The following is a 20208-nucleotide window of genomic DNA, read 5'->3' on the forward strand; positions in this document are numbered from 1 at the left end:
GTTTAGAAATAAAGTAGTAATTTAAGGTTTTAATTTTGATAGAATGAATTTAGAAGAAAAATATAGAATAGACAATAGCAATGTTGATTTAGAACAATTGTCTACCATACCTGATTTAAATTTTTCGTTGACTAAAGCTTTTCGCAAAGTTGATAAGTTGAGTCGTAACCTTGGGAAGTTTCAGGATGTGATGTATGCACATAATAGGTATAGTGTACTAATTTGTATTCAAGGAATGGATACTGCAGGTAAAGATAGCCTTATCCGAGAGGTGTTTAAGTCATTTAATGCTAGGGGAGTGGTAGTGCAGAGCTTTAAGAAACCAACTTCGTATGAATTAGAACATGATTATCTGTGGAGACATTATGTAACTTTACCTGAGCGTGGTAAGTTCACAGTATTTAATAGAAGCCATTATGAGAATGTATTAATCTCGCGTGTACACTCTCAAGTAGTACTAAATGAAATGATACCAGGTATTCAAAAAGCTGAAGATATAACAGATGAGTTCTGGGAAAAAAGATATGAGGAGATTAATAACTTTGAGAAGCATATTGCAAACAATGGGGTTATTGTCTTAAAGTTCTTTTTACACTTAAGCAAGAAGGAACAAAAGAAGAGAATATTGCGTCGCTTAGAAAAAGAAAAGCACAATTGGAAGTTTGAACCTAGCGATATAAAAGAAAGAGAGTATTGGGATGATTATCAGAAGTATTATCAAGAAGCTATCAGTAAGACTTCTACTTCTGAGTGCCCGTGGTATGTCATACCAGCAGATGATAAGGCATATTGTAGATTTGCCTTTGCTAAGATTCTAGAAGAGGTGTTTAGTAAATATGACGATATCAAATTACCTAAATTGGCTCCTGAGATCAAGAAGGATTTAGATGTGTATATGGAGAAGCTTAAAAATGAAGAGTAATAGAAAATAAAGAAGCCAATTCTAAGGTATAGGATTGGCTTCTTTTATTCAGTTATGATCTTATTTCTTCTTGCTTTTCTTTTTTAAAGAGAATCCGTAGGCTACTCGGATAGCAAGTTGGTCTGTGTTATAATCATTAAAGTTCTCGTAGCGAAGACTTACATCTACGTAACGATTAGCATATCCTATAGCAGGTGACCAAATAAAAGTATTTCCCATACCTTCATGTGTACCAAAACCAGCTCCTAATTCACCCATAGCATAGATGTTTTTGTTTAAGAACTGTTTAAATCCTGCTTTTACAGGTACTAACCCTAAGTCTCCATCGCTATCAAATAAATGAGTATAACCAGAGGTAAGTGTTAAGGATGTTTTTTGGCTAAAATCGTATTGAATCCTAGCATCCACTCCTAGAGCTCCGTCATATTCAGAGTCTAAAGGCAATCCGCCATTTAACCCAAAACCTACTCTAAAACCTTTTGGGTAATAGGGTTTGTCTTTTTTCTGTGCTGTAGCAGGTAATGTCGCTAATAGCACAATAGCCATGAAAGCTAATGATACTTTCTTTGTGAGTTTGAACATGAGTTTTGTGTTTTTATTTGTTGTTGTATAAAAATACCTTGCAATAAACTTGCCGTTTGAGAATTTGTTTTTGTTGATTCGTGTAATAAGAGAAGTTAGTTTAATCTACAGTCTGTATATTTGCACAAAATTTTAATAAATGAATTTATCTGTATATTATAAAGAATTCGGGTATAACATACGGTTAGCTTATCCCATTATATTAGCAATGTTAGGTCACACTGTTGTTGGGGTGATTGATAATATAATGGTTGGAAAAATCGGAGCGACAGAGTTGGCAGCAGCTTCCTTAGCTAATAGTTTTGTATTTATAGCTATTTCCTTAGGTGTCGGATTTTCAACAGCTTTAACACCTTTAGTAGCACATAGTGATGCAGAGAAAGATACAGCTGAAGGTCGTAAGATATTTGTAAATGGATTAGTGTTATGTACAACGTTAGGGGTAATCTTATTCTCAATAATATTCTTTGCAAAGCCTTTATTAATGCATATGGGACAACCTGAAGACGTAACTCTTTTGGCTAAACCGTTCTTAGATATTGTAGCTTTATCACTGATACCACTAGTAATGTATCAAGCATATAAGCAGTTTGCTGATGGTAAATCACAAACTAAAAATTCTATGTATGCGACGATAATAGCTAATGTTACTAATATTGTATTCAATTATCTATTGATATATGGTGTGTGGATTTTCCCCGAAATGGGTATGCTAGGGGCAGCTTATGGAACACTTATTTCTCGTATTGTGATGATTATTTATATGCACTATGCCCTTAGAAGACAGGAGATGTTTAAACCTTTCTTATTAAATATAAATTTTAGTGAGGTTAAGAAAGAGATGTTATCTAAGATCACAAAAATTGGTGTTCCATCTGGAATGATGAGTTTCTTTGAAGTAGCTTTATTTGTTGGTGCAGTATGGTTGTCAGGAATGATAGGTACAGAAGCTCAAGCAGCTAATCAGATAGCATTAAGTATGTCTTCGATGACCTTTATGTTTGCGAGTGGATTAAGTGTCGCAGCGATGATTAGAGTTGGTAATCAAAGAGGATTAAAGGATTATGTGAAGCTTAGAGTAGTAGCACGTTCTATTATTTTGATGGCAATCTTGATTTATACAGGTTTTGCTATTCTATTTGTCTTGTTCCACAATTATATTCCAATGTTGTTTTTAGATAATAATAGCATTGAAAGTGCTGTAATGAACCAAGAAGTGATTAAATTAGCAGGCCAGTTGTTATTAGTAGCAGCTGTGTTCCAAATATCAGATTGTATTCAAGTAGTTACATTGGGAGCACTTAGAGGTCTTCAAGACGTTAATATGCCTATGATTATTACTTTTATATCGTATTGGATTATAGGTTTCCCTGTATCTATATACTTGGGGTTATATACTAACGTCGGAGCAGCAGGAATCTGGATAGGATTATTGGCAGGATTAACGACAGCAGCTGTATGCTTATATTGGCGTTTTCACGTGCTGTCAAACAGATTAATAAATAATAATTAGAAATAATATGGAATTACCAAAGTTCGTACTAGCAGATAATACAGAGTATCCAGAGGATATCTTTATTATACATTTAGAGTTTCCTAGATTTATCATCAACTTAAACACTGATGAGGTTGAGTTCTTAGAAACAATTGAAGAGTCTGAAGAGGAAGAAATAGAAGCAGAAATGGAAGGACTTATCGTTAAAGCAGGAGCGTTTTACGAGAGAGAAATGGAGCGCTATGTAGATGACGAAGAATTAGACGAAGAAGACTAATATTTGATTATTCAAAAAGCAGATAACTTTCAATAGAATATTCTACTTAGAGTTATCTGTATTAAAATAAATATTTAATATTTTATGAGCAGCTGCAAAAGGTGATAACTCACTATTTTGCACTGCTTTTTTGTTTTCTGTAAGCATAGTTTTTACTTCTGGATGATTGTAGAAGTTCATTAATATATTCTCATTGATCGTTTCTAGCATCCAGTATTGGTTCTGTTCTTTGCGTCTGCTGTCAAAGTAACCATTCTCTTTAGTCAATGTTGTGTATTGCGTGATGATATCCCAGATTTCACTTATCCCAGTATTTTCTATAGCACTACAAGTACTAACTTTAGGTGTCCAATCAGAAGGTTTTTTAGGAAATAGGTGTAAGGCTCTATTATAATCTAGTTTAGCCATATGGGCTTTCTTAATATTTTCTCCATCTGCTTTATTGATGATAACAGCATCTGCCATTTCCATAATACCTCTTTTGATGCCTTGTAGTTCATCACCAGCCCCAGCAAGGTTTAGCAATAGGAAGAAATCAACCATACTCTGTACAGCAGTTTCGCTCTGACCTACACCTACAGTCTCAACTAGTATAGTGTCAAAACCACAAGCTTCACAAAGAATAATACTTTCTCTTGTTTTTCTAGCTACACCACCTAGACTATCACCTGAAGCAGAGGGGCGAATAAAAGCATTTTCTTCACGTACTAATTCTTCCATACGAGTCTTATCACCTAGAATACTTCCTTTAGTAATACTACTACTTGGGTCAATAGCAAGCACAGCTACTTTCTTACCTAGTGATGTTAGGAGTTTACCGAAGGCTTCTATAAATGTACTTTTACCAACACCAGGAACACCTGTAATACCTATACGTACAGACTTATTAGCATACGGAAGACATCCCTGTACAATCTCTTCAGCTTGTGCGTGATGAAGCGGGTTTAAACTCTCAATCAATGTTATACCTTGGCTAAGAGCTACTTTATCATTCTCTATAATTCTTTGTATGATTTCTTTGGTAGAAACCTTTTGTCTACGTCTTTCTTGAAACTTAGCAATAGCATTTTTATCAGTAGTATTAGGTTGTTCTATACCTTCGTTTTCAGTTAACGCTGATTTATTGTGATTATGCTGTGACATATCTAAAAATCTAAATAGTTGTTGGGAATGATAAAAGGTAAAAGTACTAAAAATAGGCATATTTCGAAATTTATTTGAATGGTTAGGAGTTTATCTACTCAACCTCTTATATTTGGGCTTAACAATAAATAACCCTAATGAATAGTAAATTACTTTACCCCAAAAGTCTAGTAAGGAAAATCAACGAACAAACACTCAATCACAAGACCGTTTATCCCATCCTACTAGCAATTAGTTTCGGACATTTATGTAACGATTTATTACAAGCTATAGTTCCTGCAGTCTATCCAATGTTAAAGACGAACTATAACTTAAGTTTTGCACAGATAGGTATTATTACATTCTGTTTTCAAATTTCCTCTTCTTTACTCCAACCTCTTGTTGGAACATACACAGACAAACACCCAAAACCTTATTCACAAATGATCGGAATGATCTGTTCTATGCTAGGTGTAATTCTTTTGAGTTATGCTCCGAGTTATGCTATGGTGCTTTGTGCTGTAATTTTAATTGGTATAGGATCATCTATTTTCCATCCAGAGTCTTCTAGAGTATCTTATGTAGCTTCTGGTGGTAAACGTAGCTTAGCGCAGTCTATATTTCAAATAGGAGGTAATACAGGTACCGCGCTTGCACCTTTACTAGTAGCGTGGATTGTATTGCCAAAAGGACAACAGCACCTTCTTTGGTTCGTTGTAGTTTCTATTATTGCTCAATTTGTTTACGCATTTATAGGTGGGTGGTATAAAGATGTATTAAAGAATCAAGTAGGAAAAGCAAAGAAAGCTATACGCATTCCTGAGTTATCTAAACTAAGAGTATGGACATCTATATTTGTACTATTATTATTGATATTCTCTAAGTACTTCTATGTAGCAAGTATCTCTAGTTACTTTCAGTTTTATACAATGGAGAAGTTTGGTATCAGTGAAGTACAAGCACAAGTATATTTATTTTACTTCTTATTAGCTGTTGCAGCTGGTACTTTAATTGGAGGTTTCTTTGGAGATAAAGTAGGACGTAAATACATTATTTGGTTCTCTGTATTAGGAGTAGCTCCATTTACATTAATGTTACCTTATGCTTCTTTAGAATGGACAGGAATATTAATTGTCATAATAGGACTAATTTTATCATCTGCATTCCCTTCAATCTTAGTATATGCCCAAGAGTTATTACCTCGTAAGATTGGTATGGTTTCAGGTTTATTCTATGGTTTCGCCTTTGGTATGGGAGGATTAGGATCAGCTGTTTTAGGATGGTGGGCAGACCGCACATCTATTGAGAACATCTATGTTATTTGTGCTTACTTACCACTAATAGGTATTATAGCAGCTTTCTTACCAAATATGAAGAAAGTTAAGTTTAGAGAAGAAGAGTAGTATTAGCTTATGATTAAATCCTAAAAGTTATAAAACAGAAAAAGCGTAAGTGACTAACTTACGCTTTTTCTGTTTTATATAAATTGTTATAATATTTTTCCTGTTAAGAACATTGCTGCAATAGAGAAGTAAATAATCAATCCAGAAACGTCTACTAATGTAGCTACGAATGGAGCAGAGGCTGTAGCAGGGTCCATACCAAACTTTCTAAGGATAAATGGTATTAGTGAACCAGATAATGTCCCCCATAGGACAATGAATAAAAGTGATACTGATACACTCAAACCAACAGCTACCCAATGTATTCCATAATCATAAATACCTGCTTCTTGCCAAATAAAGATTCTAACAAAACCAATGATACCTAATATTCCTCCTAGCATTACCCCAGAGGCTAATTCTTTGCGCATTACATACCACCAGTCACTTAGTTTTAGTTCTCCAAGTGCCATAGCACGGATGATAAGTGAAGCTGCCTGTGATCCAGAGTTACCTCCACTGGAGATGATTAAAGGAACGAATAGTGCTAGTACTACAGCTTTCTCTATTTCATCTTCGAAGTGTCCCATTGCTGAGGCTGTAAGCATTTCTCCTAAGAATAAGATAATAAGCCAACCTGCTCTTTTGCGGACAAGTTCAAATAAAGGTGTTTGAGTATAAGATAAATCTAACTCTTCCATACCCCCAAACTTTTGGATATCTTCAGTGTCCCTATCTTTTATCGCATCTAAGATATCATCGAATGTAACAATACCTACTAATACTCCACTTTCTGTAATGATAGGAAGAGCAGAACGATCATACTTTTCAAATATATCAAAAGCATCTTCAGTCTTAGTTGTACTTGTTATAGAAACGAAAGTATTATCTATCAAATCAGATATTAGCGTATTCTCATCTGCTAATACAAGTTCTCCAAGTTTTAAGTCATCAATTAACTTGTTGTGATCATCTACAACATAGATATAGTTTAATGTCTCTGCTTTTTTACCATATACCTTTATGTGGTCTAAAACTTGTCTTACTGTTTTATTCGCTTTTGTTTGTATATAAAGCGGAGTCATTAGACGAGCAATACTATCTTCTTTATACCCTATAAGGTTAAGAGCTATTTGTTTCTCTTTATCATTAAGTAAGTTGATAGAGTATTTGATTAACTCATCTGGAAAGTCTTCCAGTAATTCTGTACGGTCATCAGGCTCAAGGTTATTTAGTACATCAGCATAATCTTCTTGCGTCATACTGCGTACTATTTCCTCTTGAATGTTGATGTCTAAGAAGGAGAATACTTCAACTTTTAAGTCAGGTGAAAGCTTAAGAAACGAAAGGTTTCTTTCAGTTCTTTTCATCTCTGTAATAGCTTCAGCAATGTCAGCTGGGTGCATATCTTTAAAAGTCATAGATCGAAGTTTATTAAGGTGTTAGTATATTATTTCTTAAAAACTATGCAAAGGTAATCTATACTAAGTGTACTTTAAAATTTCTAATGATTTTTTAATAAAATAAACTTCTCTTAAGATTTTATCTATTTAAACTATTGGTTATCTATAGCATTATCTAAAATTTGGGAATCTAAGCTTTTCTTTGCTTTTGCACCCATTTCTTTTAATTTTTGAACAGAAGTAATTAAGTTTCCTTTACCCTCACTTAGTTTATTGAATGCGTTGTCATATTCAATTTTAGTATCATCAATACGTTTACCTACTTTTTGTAAATCAGTAACAAGGCCAACAAATTTGTCATATAACAATCCTGCCTGTCTAGCTATTTCATAAGCATTTTCTTGTTGTTTGCGTTGGCTCCACATAGTTTCTATTGTACGAAGAGTAGCTAATAGGGTAGAAGGAGTAACTATTACAATATTTTTTTCAAATGCTTTTGTGTACAATGAATTATCAGCATTTATAGCTATAGAGAAAGCAGTTTCTATAGGGATAAATAATAAGACAAAGTCAGGACTAGTGCCTTTATATAGTTCGTGGTAGTTCTTGTCTGATAAGCCATCTATATGCCTTTTTAGAGAGATAAGATGATCTTGTAGATAGCGCTTTTGTTCTTCGATATCTGTGGTATTTACATATTGCTCGTATGCCACTAAAGATACTTTAGAGTCTACCACCATATGTCTGTTATCAGGTAAGTAGATTACTACATCTGGCTGTAGTCTATTGCCGTTCTCTGAAGTATAACTCTGTTGAGTCTCATATTCTCTTCCTTTTTCTAGCCCTGATTTTTCAAGGACACTTTCTAAGATCATTTCACCCCAGTTTCCTTGCATCTTATTATCTCCCTTCAAAGCTTTAGTCAGGTTAAGTGTTTCTTGACTCATCTTTTGGTTCATTTGTTGTAAACCAAATATCTGTTGACGTAAAGCAGCATGATGATCAATACTCTCTTTATGAGTTTGTTCTACCTTTTGTTCGAAGTGTAGTATTTTCTCTTGTAGAGGAGAGAGTAGTGTTTCTAAATTGACTTTGTTTTGTTTAGTAAACTTATCACTTTTCTCTTCTAATATCTTATTCGCTAAGTTTTCAAATTCTATTGTAAATTTCTCTTGCAGTGCTAAAGTTTCTTTCTGCTGGGATTCTAATCGCTCTTGCAGATTTGTGTATTCTGTATCTCGGATAGAGATACGAGCTATTAACTCCTGATTGTCTAATCGGATAATTTCTAAGTTTTCTTCTGTATTTCTCTTTTCAGCTTTTAATTGTTCTATTTGTTTGTCTTTATAGTTATTGTCAGCTTGTAGTTTTATAAAATCAGTCGATGAGGTATTTTCTTTCTTTCCTGATTTACCAATAAAGAAAGCGATGATTATTAAAACAGCTAATAAAGCGATTAAGATTTCTTGTGACATAATAGACTACTTAGATTAATACTCAAAAGTAGTAATTATAAGTGAAGTGAACCTTGTTAGTCCTGCTATGGTTTATAGCAAAAAAAAAGAGGTTAGCGTTAACTAACCTCTTTTAAAATATTTAGAATAAAATATTATTATCTACTTAAGTACATTTTTCTACGAGAATAGATTTCATAAAACTGATCATCTCTTAAGTTTTCGATGAACAAGATACTTTCTCCTGTTGATTTCATCTCAGGTCCTAATGCTTTATTTACATTTTTGAACTTGTTGAATGAGAATACTGGAGTTTTGATTGCATATCCATTTAATTGAGGATTGAAGTCAAAGTCAGTTACCTTGTTATGTCCTAACATTACTTTAGTCGCATAGTTTACATATGGTTCACCATAAGCTTTAGCGATGAAAGGAACAGTTCTAGATGCTCTAGGGTTTGCTTCGATGATATAAACGATATCATCTTTAATAGCAAACTGAATGTTGATTAAACCAACTGTTTTTAAAGCTACAGCAATTTTTCTTGTGTGGTCTTTAATTTGGTTTAATACATACTCACCTAAGTTAAATGGAGGTAACATAGCGTGGCTATCACCAGAGTGAACCCCACAAGGCTCAATGTGCTCCATGATACCGATGATATGTACGTTCTCTCCATCACAGATAGCATCTGCTTCAGCTTCTATAGCACCAGCTAAGTAGTGGTCAAGTAATAATGAGTTACCAGGAATAGAGTTAAGTAATTCGATTACGTGCTCTTCTAATTCTTTTTTATTGATAACAATCTTCATTCCTTGTCCTCCTAATACATAAGAAGGTCTTACTAATAGAGGGAAGTCTAATTTATCTGCTAATTGTAATGCTTGTTCAGCTGTTTTAGCTACACCAAATTGAGGGAATGGAATATCTAATTGCTCTAACAATGTAGAGAAACGACCTCTATCTTCAGCTAAGTCTAATGCGTCAAAGCTAGTTCCTAAGATCTTAATACCATTCTTCTCAAGTTTTTCAGCAAGTTTAAGAGCTGTTTGTCCTCCTAACTGTACGATAACACCTTCTGGTTTCTCATGTTGGATAATATCATAGATATGTTCCCAGAATACAGGTTCGAAGTATAATTTGTTAGCTGTATCAAAGTCAGTAGATACTGTCTCTGGGTTACAGTTAATCATGATTGTTTCGTATCCACACTCTTCAGCAGCTAATACACCGTGCACACAAGAGTAATCGAATTCGATACCTTGACCGATACGATTAGGTCCTGAACCCAATACAACTACTTTTTTCTTATCTGTTACGATACTTTCGTTAGATACATAACGAGTACCATCAGGTCTTTCGATTTCAGCTTCGAAAGTAGAGTAGTAGTAAGGAGTTTTAGCAGGGAACTCAGCAGCACAAGTATCAACTAATTTGAACACACGTTGAATGTTCATATCATCACGTAGTGTGTGAACTTTACTTTCAACAGTATTTAGCATATGTGCGATTTGTCTATCTGCAAAACCTTTTTGTTTAGCTTCAAGTAATAAATCTTTAGGAAGAGTTTCCAGTGTATATTTAGAAATCTCTTTTTCTAACATATATAGTTCTTCGTATTGTTTTAAGAACCACATGTCGATTTTAGTGATTTCATGAATTCTACTTAATGGAATACCATGTTGGATTGCATCATAGATAACGAAAACTCTGTCCCAGCTTGCGTGAGTAAGTTTGTCGATAATTTGGTCATAATTAGTGTATCCTTTACCGTCAGCACCTAAACCATTACGTTTAATCTCTAATGATTGAGTTGCTTTGTGTAACGCTTCTTGGAACGAACGTCCGATACCCATTACTTCCCCTACAGATTTCATTTGAAGACCTAATGTTCTATCAGCACCTTCAAATTTATCAAAGTTCCAACGAGGTATTTTAACGATTACATAATCTAAAGTAGGCTCGAATAAAGCTGATGTAGATTTAGTAATTTGGTTTTGTAACTCATCAAGTGTATATCCTAATGCAAGTTTAGTAGCAATCTTAGCGATAGGATAACCTGTAGCTTTAGATGCTAATGCAGAAGAACGAGATACACGAGGGTTAATTTCAATAGCTACGATATCTTCTTTTTCGTCTGGAGATACAGCGAACTGTACGTTACATCCACCAGCGAAGTTACCGATACTACGCATCATCTTGATTGATAGATCACGCATTCTTTGGAATGTTCTATCAGATAAAGTCATAGCAGGAGCTACAGTGATACTATCTCCAGTGTGGATACCCATAGGGTCCATGTTTTCGATAGTACAGATGATTACTACGTTATCGTTTTTATCACGTAATAATTCTAATTCATATTCTTTCCATCCTAATAAAGCTTTATCAATTAAAACTTCGTGGATAGGAGAGGCTTCAAGACCATAAGTTAATAAATCGTCGAAGTCTTCTTCTTTGTGAACGAAAGCAGCTCCAGTACCTCCAAGTGTAAATGAAGGACGAATAACTAATGGGAAACCAAATTTTTGAGCAATCTCTTTTCCTTCTAAGAATGAAGTAGCAGTACTAGCTGGTGCAGCAGGTACGTCTATTTTCTCTAGAAGCTGTTTAAATTGTTCACGGTCTTCAGTGATGTTAATAGCGTTGATATCAACTCCGATTAGGCGTACTCCGAAGTCAGCCCATATACCTTTCTCATCACATTCTAAACATAAGTTTAGAGCTGTCTGTCCTCCCATAGTAGGTAGTACAGCATCAATCTCAGGATGTGCTACAAGAATCTCGATAATAGATCTTGTTGTCAGTGGTTTTAAGTAAATATGATCTGCCATAGAAGGGTCAGTCATAATTGTAGCAGGGTTAGAGTTAATTAGAATAACTTTAATTCCTTCTTCTCTTAAAGATCTTGCTGATTGTGAACCAGAGTAATCGAATTCACAAGCCTGTCCGATAATGATTGGTCCTGAACCAATGATTAATACAGTTTTGATAGAATTGTCTTTGGGCATTTTAATTGTGTTGTTATGTTAAATACTTCGTTGTGAGTGAAGTAAGTTTAGTGTTGTTGTGTGTGATATAGGGTGTGTTTTACGACAAAGTATAAAAAAAGGCGTTACAAATAATAGTAACACCTTTATCTATGTTTGACTCAAACATTATTTTTTATGTCTTGTTTCACAAGAAACAGTCAATTTATGTCTTCCTTTAGCTCTTCTAGCAGCTAATACTTTTCTACCGTTAGGAGTAGACATTCTATCCATGAAACCATGTTTGTTTCTTCTTTTTCTATTCGATGGTTGAAACGTTCTCTTGCTCATTGCTTTTATCTTTAAATCTTAAATTTTACTATTCTAACTAGGTCTTTCGATTAGCTGTTGCTTAAAAACCGAGTGCAAATATATAAAAGTCTTTTTAGTCTTACAAAACGTTTTTGAAAAATATTTTCGAACATTAAAAATAACCTTGTGAAGTGCACTACTTACGGTACAAATATAATTATAAAATTTAAGAGTTATATGTATGTAATTAATTAAATTATAGTCGATTTGTTATACGGGATAGTATCTTTATAGCGATATCCTGTTCTGTATTTGATATGATTGCAAATGTAATCTCCAATGTCTGAAGTTATGAATTTTGATGTTTTATCTAGGTCAGAAGTTAATACTCCAGCATTGATACAATGCAAAACGGCGTCTTGAATAGCTTCTGCAGCATCGTGTTCCCCTAGATGCTCTAACATCATCGCACCACTTAAGATAGAAGCAATAGGATTAGCGATACCTAAACCTTTAGCTTGTGGATATGAGCCGTGAATAGGTTCAAATAATGCACTCTCATCTCCTACAGATGCTGAAGGTAATAAGCCAATAGACCCTCCAATTACACTAGCCTCATCCGAAATAATATCACCGAACATATTCTCTGTAAGTATAACATCAAATTGTTTTGGGTTTAGGATTAATTGCATAGCCGCATTATCTACAAACATAAAGTCTAGTTCTACCTCTGGGAATTCCATAGCAATAGTTTTTACTACTTTTCGCCATAGTCTAGAAGTCTCTAATACATTCGCTTTATCAATTAGCGTTACCTTGTTATTTCGCTGTCTAGCTGCTTTAAAAGCTAATCTAGCGATACACTCTATCTCTTCTTGGTGATACGAACAGATATCTACTGCTGACTTTCCGTCAGCAGAAGTACTTTTGTCTCCGAAGTAGATACCGCTAATTAATTCTCTATAAATTACCATATCAGTACCCTGAATGATGCTTTCTTTTAAAGGGCTTTTATCTATAAGCTTTTGATACGCCTTCACAGGGCGTACATTAGCATATAGACCTAAAGCTTTTCTAAGGGCTAATAAGCCTTGTTCAGGACGTATCTTAGCCGATGGATCATTGTCGTATTTAGGATCTCCAATTGCTCCAAAAAGCACTGCATCCGAAGCCTTGCATTTCGCTAATGTATCTTGTGGCAAAGGATCATTTGTTTCGTCTATTGCAATAGCTCCGATAAGCGCTTCATGATATTGTAATTGGAACACATAAGTCTGTGCTGCTGCGTCTAATACTTTTTTTGTTTCGTGGATTACCTCTGGACCTATACCGTCACCTGGTAATACTGCTATATTGTATTTATTGATCATGATTAGTATGATTTAGTAAGTTCAAAGGACTTTATTGCATCCTTTTTAGCAATTAAAAAGTCTATGTCATCATATCCATTGAGTAGACATATCTTTTTGTACAGATCTAAATCAAAGTGTTCTTTTTGATTGTTTATAGTGATAGATTGTTGTTCTACATCTACCTCTATTTTTATATCAGGATTACTTTCTACCTCGTTAAATAAATAAGAGAGATATTCTTTACTCACCATAATAGGCAGTACACCATTATTTAGCGCATTGGTCTTAAATATATCAGCAAAATAACTACTCACAATAACCTTAAAACCGTAATCAGACAGTGCCCAAGCAGCGTGTTCTCTACTACTACCACATCCGAAGTTATTACCAGCTATCAGTATTTCACCTGTATATCTTGTATTGTTAAGAGAGAAGTCTTTTTTCTCGCTACCATCGTTGTTATATCTCCAATCTCTAAATAGATTATCACCAAAACCTTCTCTATTAATACTCTTTAAGAAACGCGCAGGGATAATCTGATCAGTATCGATGTTCTCTATTGCTAATGGTGTAGCAGTAGAGTTTATCTTAGTTAAGGCTTGCATATTCATTCATTTTAGAGTAAGTAATCTTTCCTTCCACAGCCACTATAGCAGCTGTTAATGGGCTCGCTAGTAATGTACGTGCCCCTTGTCCTTGTCTTCCTTCGAAGTTTCTATTTGAGGTCGATACACAGAATTCACCAGCAGGTATTTTGTCCTCATTCATTGCTAGACAGGCAGAACATCCTGGCTGTCTAATGATAAAACCAGCCTCTTGAAACACCGTATCTAATCCTTCTTCTTTTATCTGAGCGACTACTTGTTGCGATCCAGGTACTATTAAAGCATTAATGTCTTTAGAAATCTGTTTACCTCTGATATAAGACGCAGCTACTCTAAAGTCTTCTATTCTAGCATTTGTACAACTACCTATAAATACGTGCTTAATCGGAATAGTATCCACTGCTTGTCCTGGAAGTAATCCCATATAATGCAATGCTTTTTCTTCTGATTCATTCTTGTTAAATGGAATGAACGTATCTATATCAATACCCATACTAGGATTAGTACCATAAGTAATCATAGGTTTAATCTCTTCAGCATTGAAGTGGTATTCACAGTCAAACGCAGCTTCTTTATCTGTAGGTAAAGTCTTCCAGTAAGCTACTTTTTTATCCCACTCTTCTCCTTTAGGAGCAAAAGGTCTATCCTTGACATAAGCAAAAGTCGTCTCATCAGGAGCTATCATTCCTCCACGAGCTCCCATCTCTATACTCATATTACAGACAGTCATTCTTCCTTCCATACTCATCTCTTGGAACACATTACCAGCATATTCGCAGAAGTAGCCAGTACCCGCATCCGTACCTACCTTTGAGATGATATATAGTATAACATCTTTAGGTTGTACATGACTATTTAATTTACCACTTACAGTAATACGCATAGTCTTAGGTTTATTCATTAAGATACATTGACTTGCGAATACTTGAGCTACTTGACTAGTTCCAATACCAAAGGCAATAGTTCCAAAAGCGCCGTGAGTAGAAGTATGGCTGTCTCCACACACCATACTCATACCAGGCTGAGTAATACCAAGTTCAGGTGCTATAATATGCACTATCCCTTGATACGGATGTCCTAAATCATAATATGTAATGTTGTTTTCCTTACAGTTTATTGCTAATTGCTCAACTTGTTGTTTTGATAAAGGATCTTTTATTGGTAATTCTTGATTCAGAGTTGGTACATTATGGTCTACAGTAGCTACTATCTGCTCTGGTCTAAAGACAGGAATTTCTCGTTTCTTTAGTTCATCAAAAGCTTGTGGACTCGTTACCTCATGAATTAGATGTTTGTCTATGTATAATATATCTGGTCCATTATCGACACTCTCTACAACATGGGCATCCCATACTTTGTCAAATAATGTTTTAGGTGTTTTACTCATTATCAATTGTTTTAGGCGTGTTTAATCATTCGATTTTGTGTGTACATATTCATAATAGCGTATAAGTCCACTTCAGTCACTTCTTTCTTTGTATCAGCTACTCCTAAGAAATAATCGTATAGAGTGTCTAATTCGTTTTTAGTGACATCATACCCAATATTTTTAAAGCGATAAGCTAAAGCAGATCTACCACTACGCGCCGTAAGTATGATAGACGAAGCATCTACACCTACATCTTTAGGATCGATGATTTCATAAGTATCTCTTCGCTTTATTACACCATCCTGATGAATACCTGAACTATGAGCGAAAGCATTAGATCCTACAATAGCTTTATTAGGCTGTACTATCATTCCCATAGTAGCAGAAGTCAATTGACTCAAGTGATTTAACATCGTAGTATTAATATCTGTGTGAAAACCTAAATCCTCATGCTGTTTTAAGATCATTACTACCTCTTCTAAGGCAGTATTACCTGCTCGTTCACCTATCCCATTTATAGTGCATTCTATCTGTCTTGCCCCATTGATGATACCAGCTATCGAATTAGCAGTAGCCATACCTAAATCATTATGACAGTGACATGATAAGACGATGTTATCTATCCCTTTGACGTGTTCTTTTAGGTACTTAATCTTATTTCCATAGTCAGTAGGTAAGCAGTATCCTGTCGTATCTGGAATATTGATTACTGTTGCACCTGCTTGTATAACTGCTTCACATACTTTAGCTAAGTACGCATTATCTGTTCTACCTGCATCTTCAGCATAGAACTCTACATCCTGTACATACTTCTTAGCGTAAGCCACAGCCTCTGCAGCTCTATCTATAATAGCCTCTTGTGTAGAGTTAAACTTGTATTTTATATGTGAATCTGAGGTACCGATACCCGTGTGTATTCTTGGTTTTTGTGCATACTCTAGTGCTTTGGCAGCAGAGTCTATATCTTTTGTATTTGCACGAGTAAGTGCACATATCTTGGCGTTTTTCACTATTTTGCTAATGGCTTGTACTGCTTCAAAGTCACCAGGACTAGAAATAGGAAAACCTGCCTCTATGACATCTACACCGAGTTCATCGAGCTGTTGAGCAATAGCTAGTTTCTGTTGTTTATCTAACTTACAACCAGGTACTTGTTCTCCGTCTCTCAATGTGGTGTCGAAAATCTCTATCTTTTCAGTTTTCATATTTTAGCTTTTTAAATAACTTTGGACAAAAGTGTATAAAAGCTTTTTGTTAACTTTAAGAAAATACTCAAAACTACAATGTTTAAAAGTGTTTTTTGTTGTGTAAGTTGTTGTTTTTAAAATTGTTATAATATTTTTTGTTACAATGTCAAATTGGGGTAAAGACTGGTTATTTATATTGATAAAATCTTTGACAAGATCAGAGAAACGTCAATTCACATTATATGTAAATAGACTGCAGAACAATGCAGATGCTAAATTCATCTCTCTATTCAACGCTATGGATAAGATGGAAGAGTATGACGAACAAGCTATTCTGAAACAAAAAATAACGAGCAAACAACAGCTATCTAACCTTAAAGCTAATTTATACAAGGCTATTCTGGCAAGTCTTCGCATGAATCCAAGTAAGAAAAATGTGAGAATACAGATACGTGAGCAACTTGACTTCGCGACTATTCTGTACCAAAAAGGCTTGCATAAACAAGGATTAAAGATATTAGATAAGGCTAAACAAATAGCTTTAGACGTAGAAGAGAAAAGCTTAGCTTTAGAAATTATAGAACTAGAGAAGGTCATAGAGTCTCAGTATATCACACGAAGTATTACAGGACGTGCTGATGAACTGATCGCTCAGTCTAACGATTTAATAGTACAGAATTACTATGCCACTAAGCTATCTAATCTATCTCTTCAGTTTTATAATGAGATGCTTACCTCAGGATATGCTAAAAGCGAGGAAGAGAAGCAAGAGATGATTAATCAGTTTAGTGATCAACTGTTAGATATCAATATAGATTTACTGAATTTTAGAGAGAAGTTATGGTATTTTAAAGCACATGTATGGCTGTGTTTTTTAATACAGGATTATCGCAATGCTTATAAGTATGCTAAGTTTTGGGTAGAGTTATTCTATCAACATCCTAAGATGATACAGAGTCATCCTATATGGTATCTGAAGGGAAATTCTTACCTATTTAAAATATTGTTGTTGTTTAAATCTGTGGATAAATATATCTATTGGAATAATAGATTAGAGGACCAATTGAACAACGAGAACTTTCCTCAATCGTCAAATATAGATTCTCAGCGATTCTTATTGCAGTTTAGCAATAAGTTAAATATTGAGTTTATACAGCAAACTTATAATGGAAGTTTACTCTTCGTGAAACAACTACAGAGGGGAATTAATGAATATAGGAATATGATAGATGAGCATCACTTTCACATCCTTTATTTTAAGGTTGCTTCCTTGTATTTTGGGTATAAGAAATACGATGAATCGTTAGCTTATACAGAGCGAATTTTATGTAAATCTGACTATTCTGTACAAGAGGATTTGTTATTTCATACCCGTATTTTGTCTTTAATGGCTCAGTATGAGTCTGGCATAGATCAGAATTATGAAGACTTCGTTAAGGCGAATAGAACCTTAATGAAAAAGATGAAAAATAAGACAGAAATACACGATACTTTTATGACTCTTTTTGAAGGATTATTAGGTGCTTCTGATAAAGAACAAAAAGCTGTATTAGAGCGATTTGTAAACCGAACAGAGGAGTTGTATACTAATAAATTTTATGTGCGAAGTATCCTTTATATCGATGTGTTAAACTGGGCAAAAAGGAAGTTGAAATAATTGCGTTTTAGCAGTCATCATTAGGAGTAATACTATATCTAGCGAGGCTGCTACTGCTAAAAAAAGGTTGGTAGTTTAAAAAGAATTACTATCTTCGCCACTGTATTAGTAGAATAATACAGTATCAATTCCATAGAAATAGGTTATACTTAGTTGTATATGAAAAGGGAATCGTGTGAGAATCACGAACTGTCGCGCAACTGTAAGTAACAAGCTAGTTTTTATCCTAGAGATCCACTGTTATCATCTGTATAATGGGAAGGACGATAAAAAACTGTTACAAGTCAGGAGACCTGCCTAATTCTGTTTATAGACTATGCTTTCGCGGTTTAGAGCTTTATGTCAAGTTGGAATGTGCTATCTATAGTATTCACGAGATTATAGATGATATACTCGGGGATAGGCACATTGTATCTTTTCATTTAATTCCAAAACATTTTAGCGGTTAGCATTGAGATAATAACTTATCTAGTCTGTGTTATGGGCATTATACTGTAGCATTAACAGATAGGACAATGTTATTAGAAGTATCAATAGAAGAGCGCAAACAGAAGGCAGTGACTAGTGTATTTAAGGTAGTATTCCCAGATACCACTAATCACCATAACACGATGTTTGGTGGTCGAGTGATAATGATGATGACAGAGACTGCATTTATGACTGCTACGCGTTTCTGTAGAAAGAATTTCGTGATCGTGAGCAGTGATAAGATAGACTTTAAGAAGCCAATACCAGCAGGCTCATTAGTAGAGATGGTAGGCGAGGTAGAGTCTATAGGCAATACGAGTATCCGCATCCGTGTGAATGTGTATAGAGAGAAGATGAGGGAAGATGAGCGCATTCAGGTAGTGACAGGAGTATTCACACTCGTAGCATTAAATGATAATTTCAAACCTATAGCTATATTAGACTAGGTTTTATACAAGTAAATTTTGTAAGCATCTTACATTTTTTAGTTTTTGGTAGGGGGATAGACAGGTTAGTGTCTATCCCCATTTTTTTGAACTTATTTGGACTCTGATTATTACATTATACCTCATAAACGAGAATGAGATGTAACATAGAATTAACGGATATTACTAGGTTAATACTGTATCTAGGTTTAATAATATATTAACGCTTACGCCATATATCGTCTGTGGTTTGACTAGATTAGTTAGTAATTTCGGCGACACTTATTAGAATATTTAAACACCACTTATGAATAGATTATTAAAAGTACTATTAGTCTTTACCTTATTGACTAGTACCATAACTATGTATGCTCAAAAGAGCAGTAAAACAAAACAAAAAGCAGATGGACGTGATATTTATGTCGGATCTGACATCATTAAAGATTTATTGAAGCAAGAGAAAGATACCCTGTTTACGAGATATTATTTAGGTGGATTTATGGTTGATTCTACAGCCTTATGGAGAGAGAAAGTGATTTATACAGGTAAGCAAATTGCTGAGGATGAGTATCAGTTATTGACTACTAGTATGCTAAAGAATAAGGAGACAGGAGAATTAAGTCTCTATATCAAAGGTGAGAAACGATTTGAGAAGAAAAAAACTAAAGCTACGCATATCATTCATCAGAAATATCTACTAGATGGTCTAGTAGAAGAGGTAGTGCATAAAGGAGATACGTATGTCGTTAAATGCGTAAATGCTGAAGGGAGTACTTTAAATAATAAAGGATGTTTACGCTACTCATATACGCCATTCCCAGAGATCAAAACACATAAGTTTAGAGCCAGTATGCAAGATGCAATTTACAATGTAGCGACTAAGAGTAGAGGTGCATTACCTAACTATATCATCTTAAGTATTGAAGCTGACGCTAAATCTAAGAGATGGAATTTAGCATTAGACTTTCCAGATCAGTATAATTTAGGATCAGATATGTATACTAGCTTAGTGGCTGCGATAGTGCATGTACTAAATAACGAAAAGTTAGAAGAGTATCACTATGATCAGGATATCAATGGTAACTATTATAATCGTACGATGTATGTTCCTATTCGATTTAAGAAATAATATCTCCTTAATACTTTGTTTTTAGTAGGTTTTGTGACAGATAGTGTCTTGTTTTTTAGATGTCTAAAGTGCTATTTTTGAAAACACATACAATATTA

General features: G+C 34.5%; 17 protein-coding genes and 1 riboswitch. Of the genes, 7 read left to right on the forward strand and 10 right to left on the reverse strand.

Features of this window, described 5'->3' with window-relative positions; translation table 11 throughout:
• Positions 1–43 precede the first annotated feature (43 nt).
• On the forward strand, positions 44–922 hold the full coding sequence (locus tag BMX53_RS12125; RefSeq protein ID WP_074746569.1) for a PPK2 family polyphosphate kinase: 879 nt from the start codon (positions 44–46) through the stop codon (positions 920–922).
• A 60-nt stretch (positions 923–982) separates the two neighbouring features.
• On the opposite strand, the gene BMX53_RS12130 is transcribed toward BMX53_RS12125, so the two are convergent.
• Positions 983–1504, reverse strand: a complete 522-nt coding sequence (locus BMX53_RS12130; protein ID WP_038985883.1) for a hypothetical protein — start codon at positions 1502–1504, stop codon at positions 983–985.
• A gap of 139 nt (positions 1505–1643) precedes the next feature.
• Between BMX53_RS12130 and BMX53_RS12135 the strand changes: the two genes are divergently transcribed.
• Both BMX53_RS12135 and BMX53_RS12140 read left to right on the forward strand, forming a co-directional pair.
• A complete protein-coding gene (locus BMX53_RS12135) occupies positions 1644–3017 on the forward strand; it encodes an MATE family efflux transporter (protein WP_063176463.1) in 1374 nt (457 codons plus the stop codon).
• Between the two features lie 7 nt (positions 3018–3024).
• Entirely contained in the window at positions 3025–3276 is a 252-nt protein-coding gene (locus tag BMX53_RS12140) for a hypothetical protein (RefSeq protein WP_038985885.1), read from the forward strand.
• A 42-nt stretch (positions 3277–3318) separates the two neighbouring features.
• Here BMX53_RS12140 and meaB read toward each other — a convergent pair whose 3' ends face one another.
• A complete protein-coding gene (meaB, locus tag BMX53_RS12145) occupies positions 3319–4419 on the reverse strand; it encodes a methylmalonyl Co-A mutase-associated GTPase MeaB (RefSeq protein WP_074746571.1) in 1101 nt (366 codons plus the stop codon).
• 137 nt (positions 4420–4556) lie between these two features.
• Here meaB and BMX53_RS12150 point away from each other — a divergent pair, with 137 nt between their 5' ends.
• Entirely contained in the window at positions 4557–5801 is a 1245-nt protein-coding gene (locus BMX53_RS12150; RefSeq protein ID WP_038985887.1) for an MFS transporter, read from the forward strand.
• A gap of 86 nt (positions 5802–5887) precedes the next feature.
• Here the strand turns inward: BMX53_RS12150 and mgtE are convergent, their stop codons facing one another.
• The 8 genes from mgtE to BMX53_RS12190 form a co-directional block, all read right to left on the reverse strand.
• Positions 5888–7201: a magnesium transporter gene (gene mgtE, locus BMX53_RS12155; protein WP_038987927.1), complete on the reverse strand. Its 1314-nt coding sequence runs from the start codon at positions 7199–7201 to the stop codon at positions 5888–5890.
• Positions 7202–7335: 134 nt separating this feature from the next.
• Entirely contained in the window at positions 7336–8658 is a 1323-nt protein-coding gene (locus tag BMX53_RS12160; protein ID WP_074746573.1) for a DNA recombination protein RmuC, read from the reverse strand.
• A 137-nt stretch (positions 8659–8795) separates the two neighbouring features.
• Positions 8796–11648, reverse strand: coding sequence for a carbamoyl-phosphate synthase large subunit (gene carB, locus BMX53_RS12165; RefSeq protein ID WP_074746575.1), 2853 nt, complete (start codon positions 11646–11648; stop codon positions 8796–8798).
• A 147-nt stretch (positions 11649–11795) separates the two neighbouring features.
• Positions 11796–11957, reverse strand: a complete 162-nt coding sequence (gene rpmH / locus BMX53_RS12170; RefSeq protein WP_006256972.1) for a 50S ribosomal protein L34 — start codon at positions 11955–11957, stop codon at positions 11796–11798.
• Positions 11958–12169: 212 nt separating this feature from the next.
• Entirely contained in the window at positions 12170–13288 is a 1119-nt protein-coding gene (leuB, locus tag BMX53_RS12175) for a 3-isopropylmalate dehydrogenase (RefSeq protein WP_074746577.1), read from the reverse strand.
• Positions 13289–13290: 2 nt separating this feature from the next.
• Positions 13291–13875, reverse strand: coding sequence for a 3-isopropylmalate dehydratase small subunit (leuD, locus tag BMX53_RS12180; RefSeq protein WP_074746601.1), 585 nt, complete (start codon positions 13873–13875; stop codon positions 13291–13293).
• Entirely contained in the window at positions 13859–15262 is a 1404-nt protein-coding gene (gene leuC, locus BMX53_RS12185) for a 3-isopropylmalate dehydratase large subunit (protein WP_038987931.1), read from the reverse strand. Before leuC ends, leuD begins: the two co-directional genes overlap by 17 nt.
• A gap of 11 nt (positions 15263–15273) precedes the next feature.
• Complete coding sequence (locus BMX53_RS12190) at positions 15274–16449, reverse strand: 2-isopropylmalate synthase (protein WP_074746579.1); 1176 nt, start codon at positions 16447–16449, stop codon at positions 15274–15276.
• 145 nt (positions 16450–16594) lie between these two features.
• Between BMX53_RS12190 and BMX53_RS12195 the strand changes: the two genes are divergently transcribed.
• The 3 genes from BMX53_RS12195 (at position 16595) to BMX53_RS12205 (ending at position 20110) form a co-directional block, all read left to right on the forward strand.
• On the forward strand, positions 16595–18088 hold the full coding sequence (locus tag BMX53_RS12195; RefSeq protein WP_074746581.1) for a hypothetical protein: 1494 nt from the start codon (positions 16595–16597) through the stop codon (positions 18086–18088).
• 123 nt (positions 18089–18211) lie between these two features.
• Positions 18212–18403: riboswitch (cobalamin riboswitch) on the forward strand.
• 200 nt (positions 18404–18603) lie between these two features.
• Positions 18604–19002, forward strand: a complete 399-nt coding sequence (locus BMX53_RS12200) for an acyl-CoA thioesterase (protein ID WP_074746583.1) — start codon at positions 18604–18606, stop codon at positions 19000–19002.
• Between the two features lie 286 nt (positions 19003–19288).
• Entirely contained in the window at positions 19289–20110 is an 822-nt protein-coding gene (locus BMX53_RS12205; protein WP_074746585.1) for a hypothetical protein, read from the forward strand.
• Positions 20111–20208 lie beyond the last annotated feature (98 nt).

Origin of the sequence: Myroides marinus (assembly GCF_900109075.1) — a bacterium.
GTDB classification, from domain to species: domain Bacteria; phylum Bacteroidota; class Bacteroidia; order Flavobacteriales; family Flavobacteriaceae; genus Flavobacterium; species Flavobacterium marinum_A.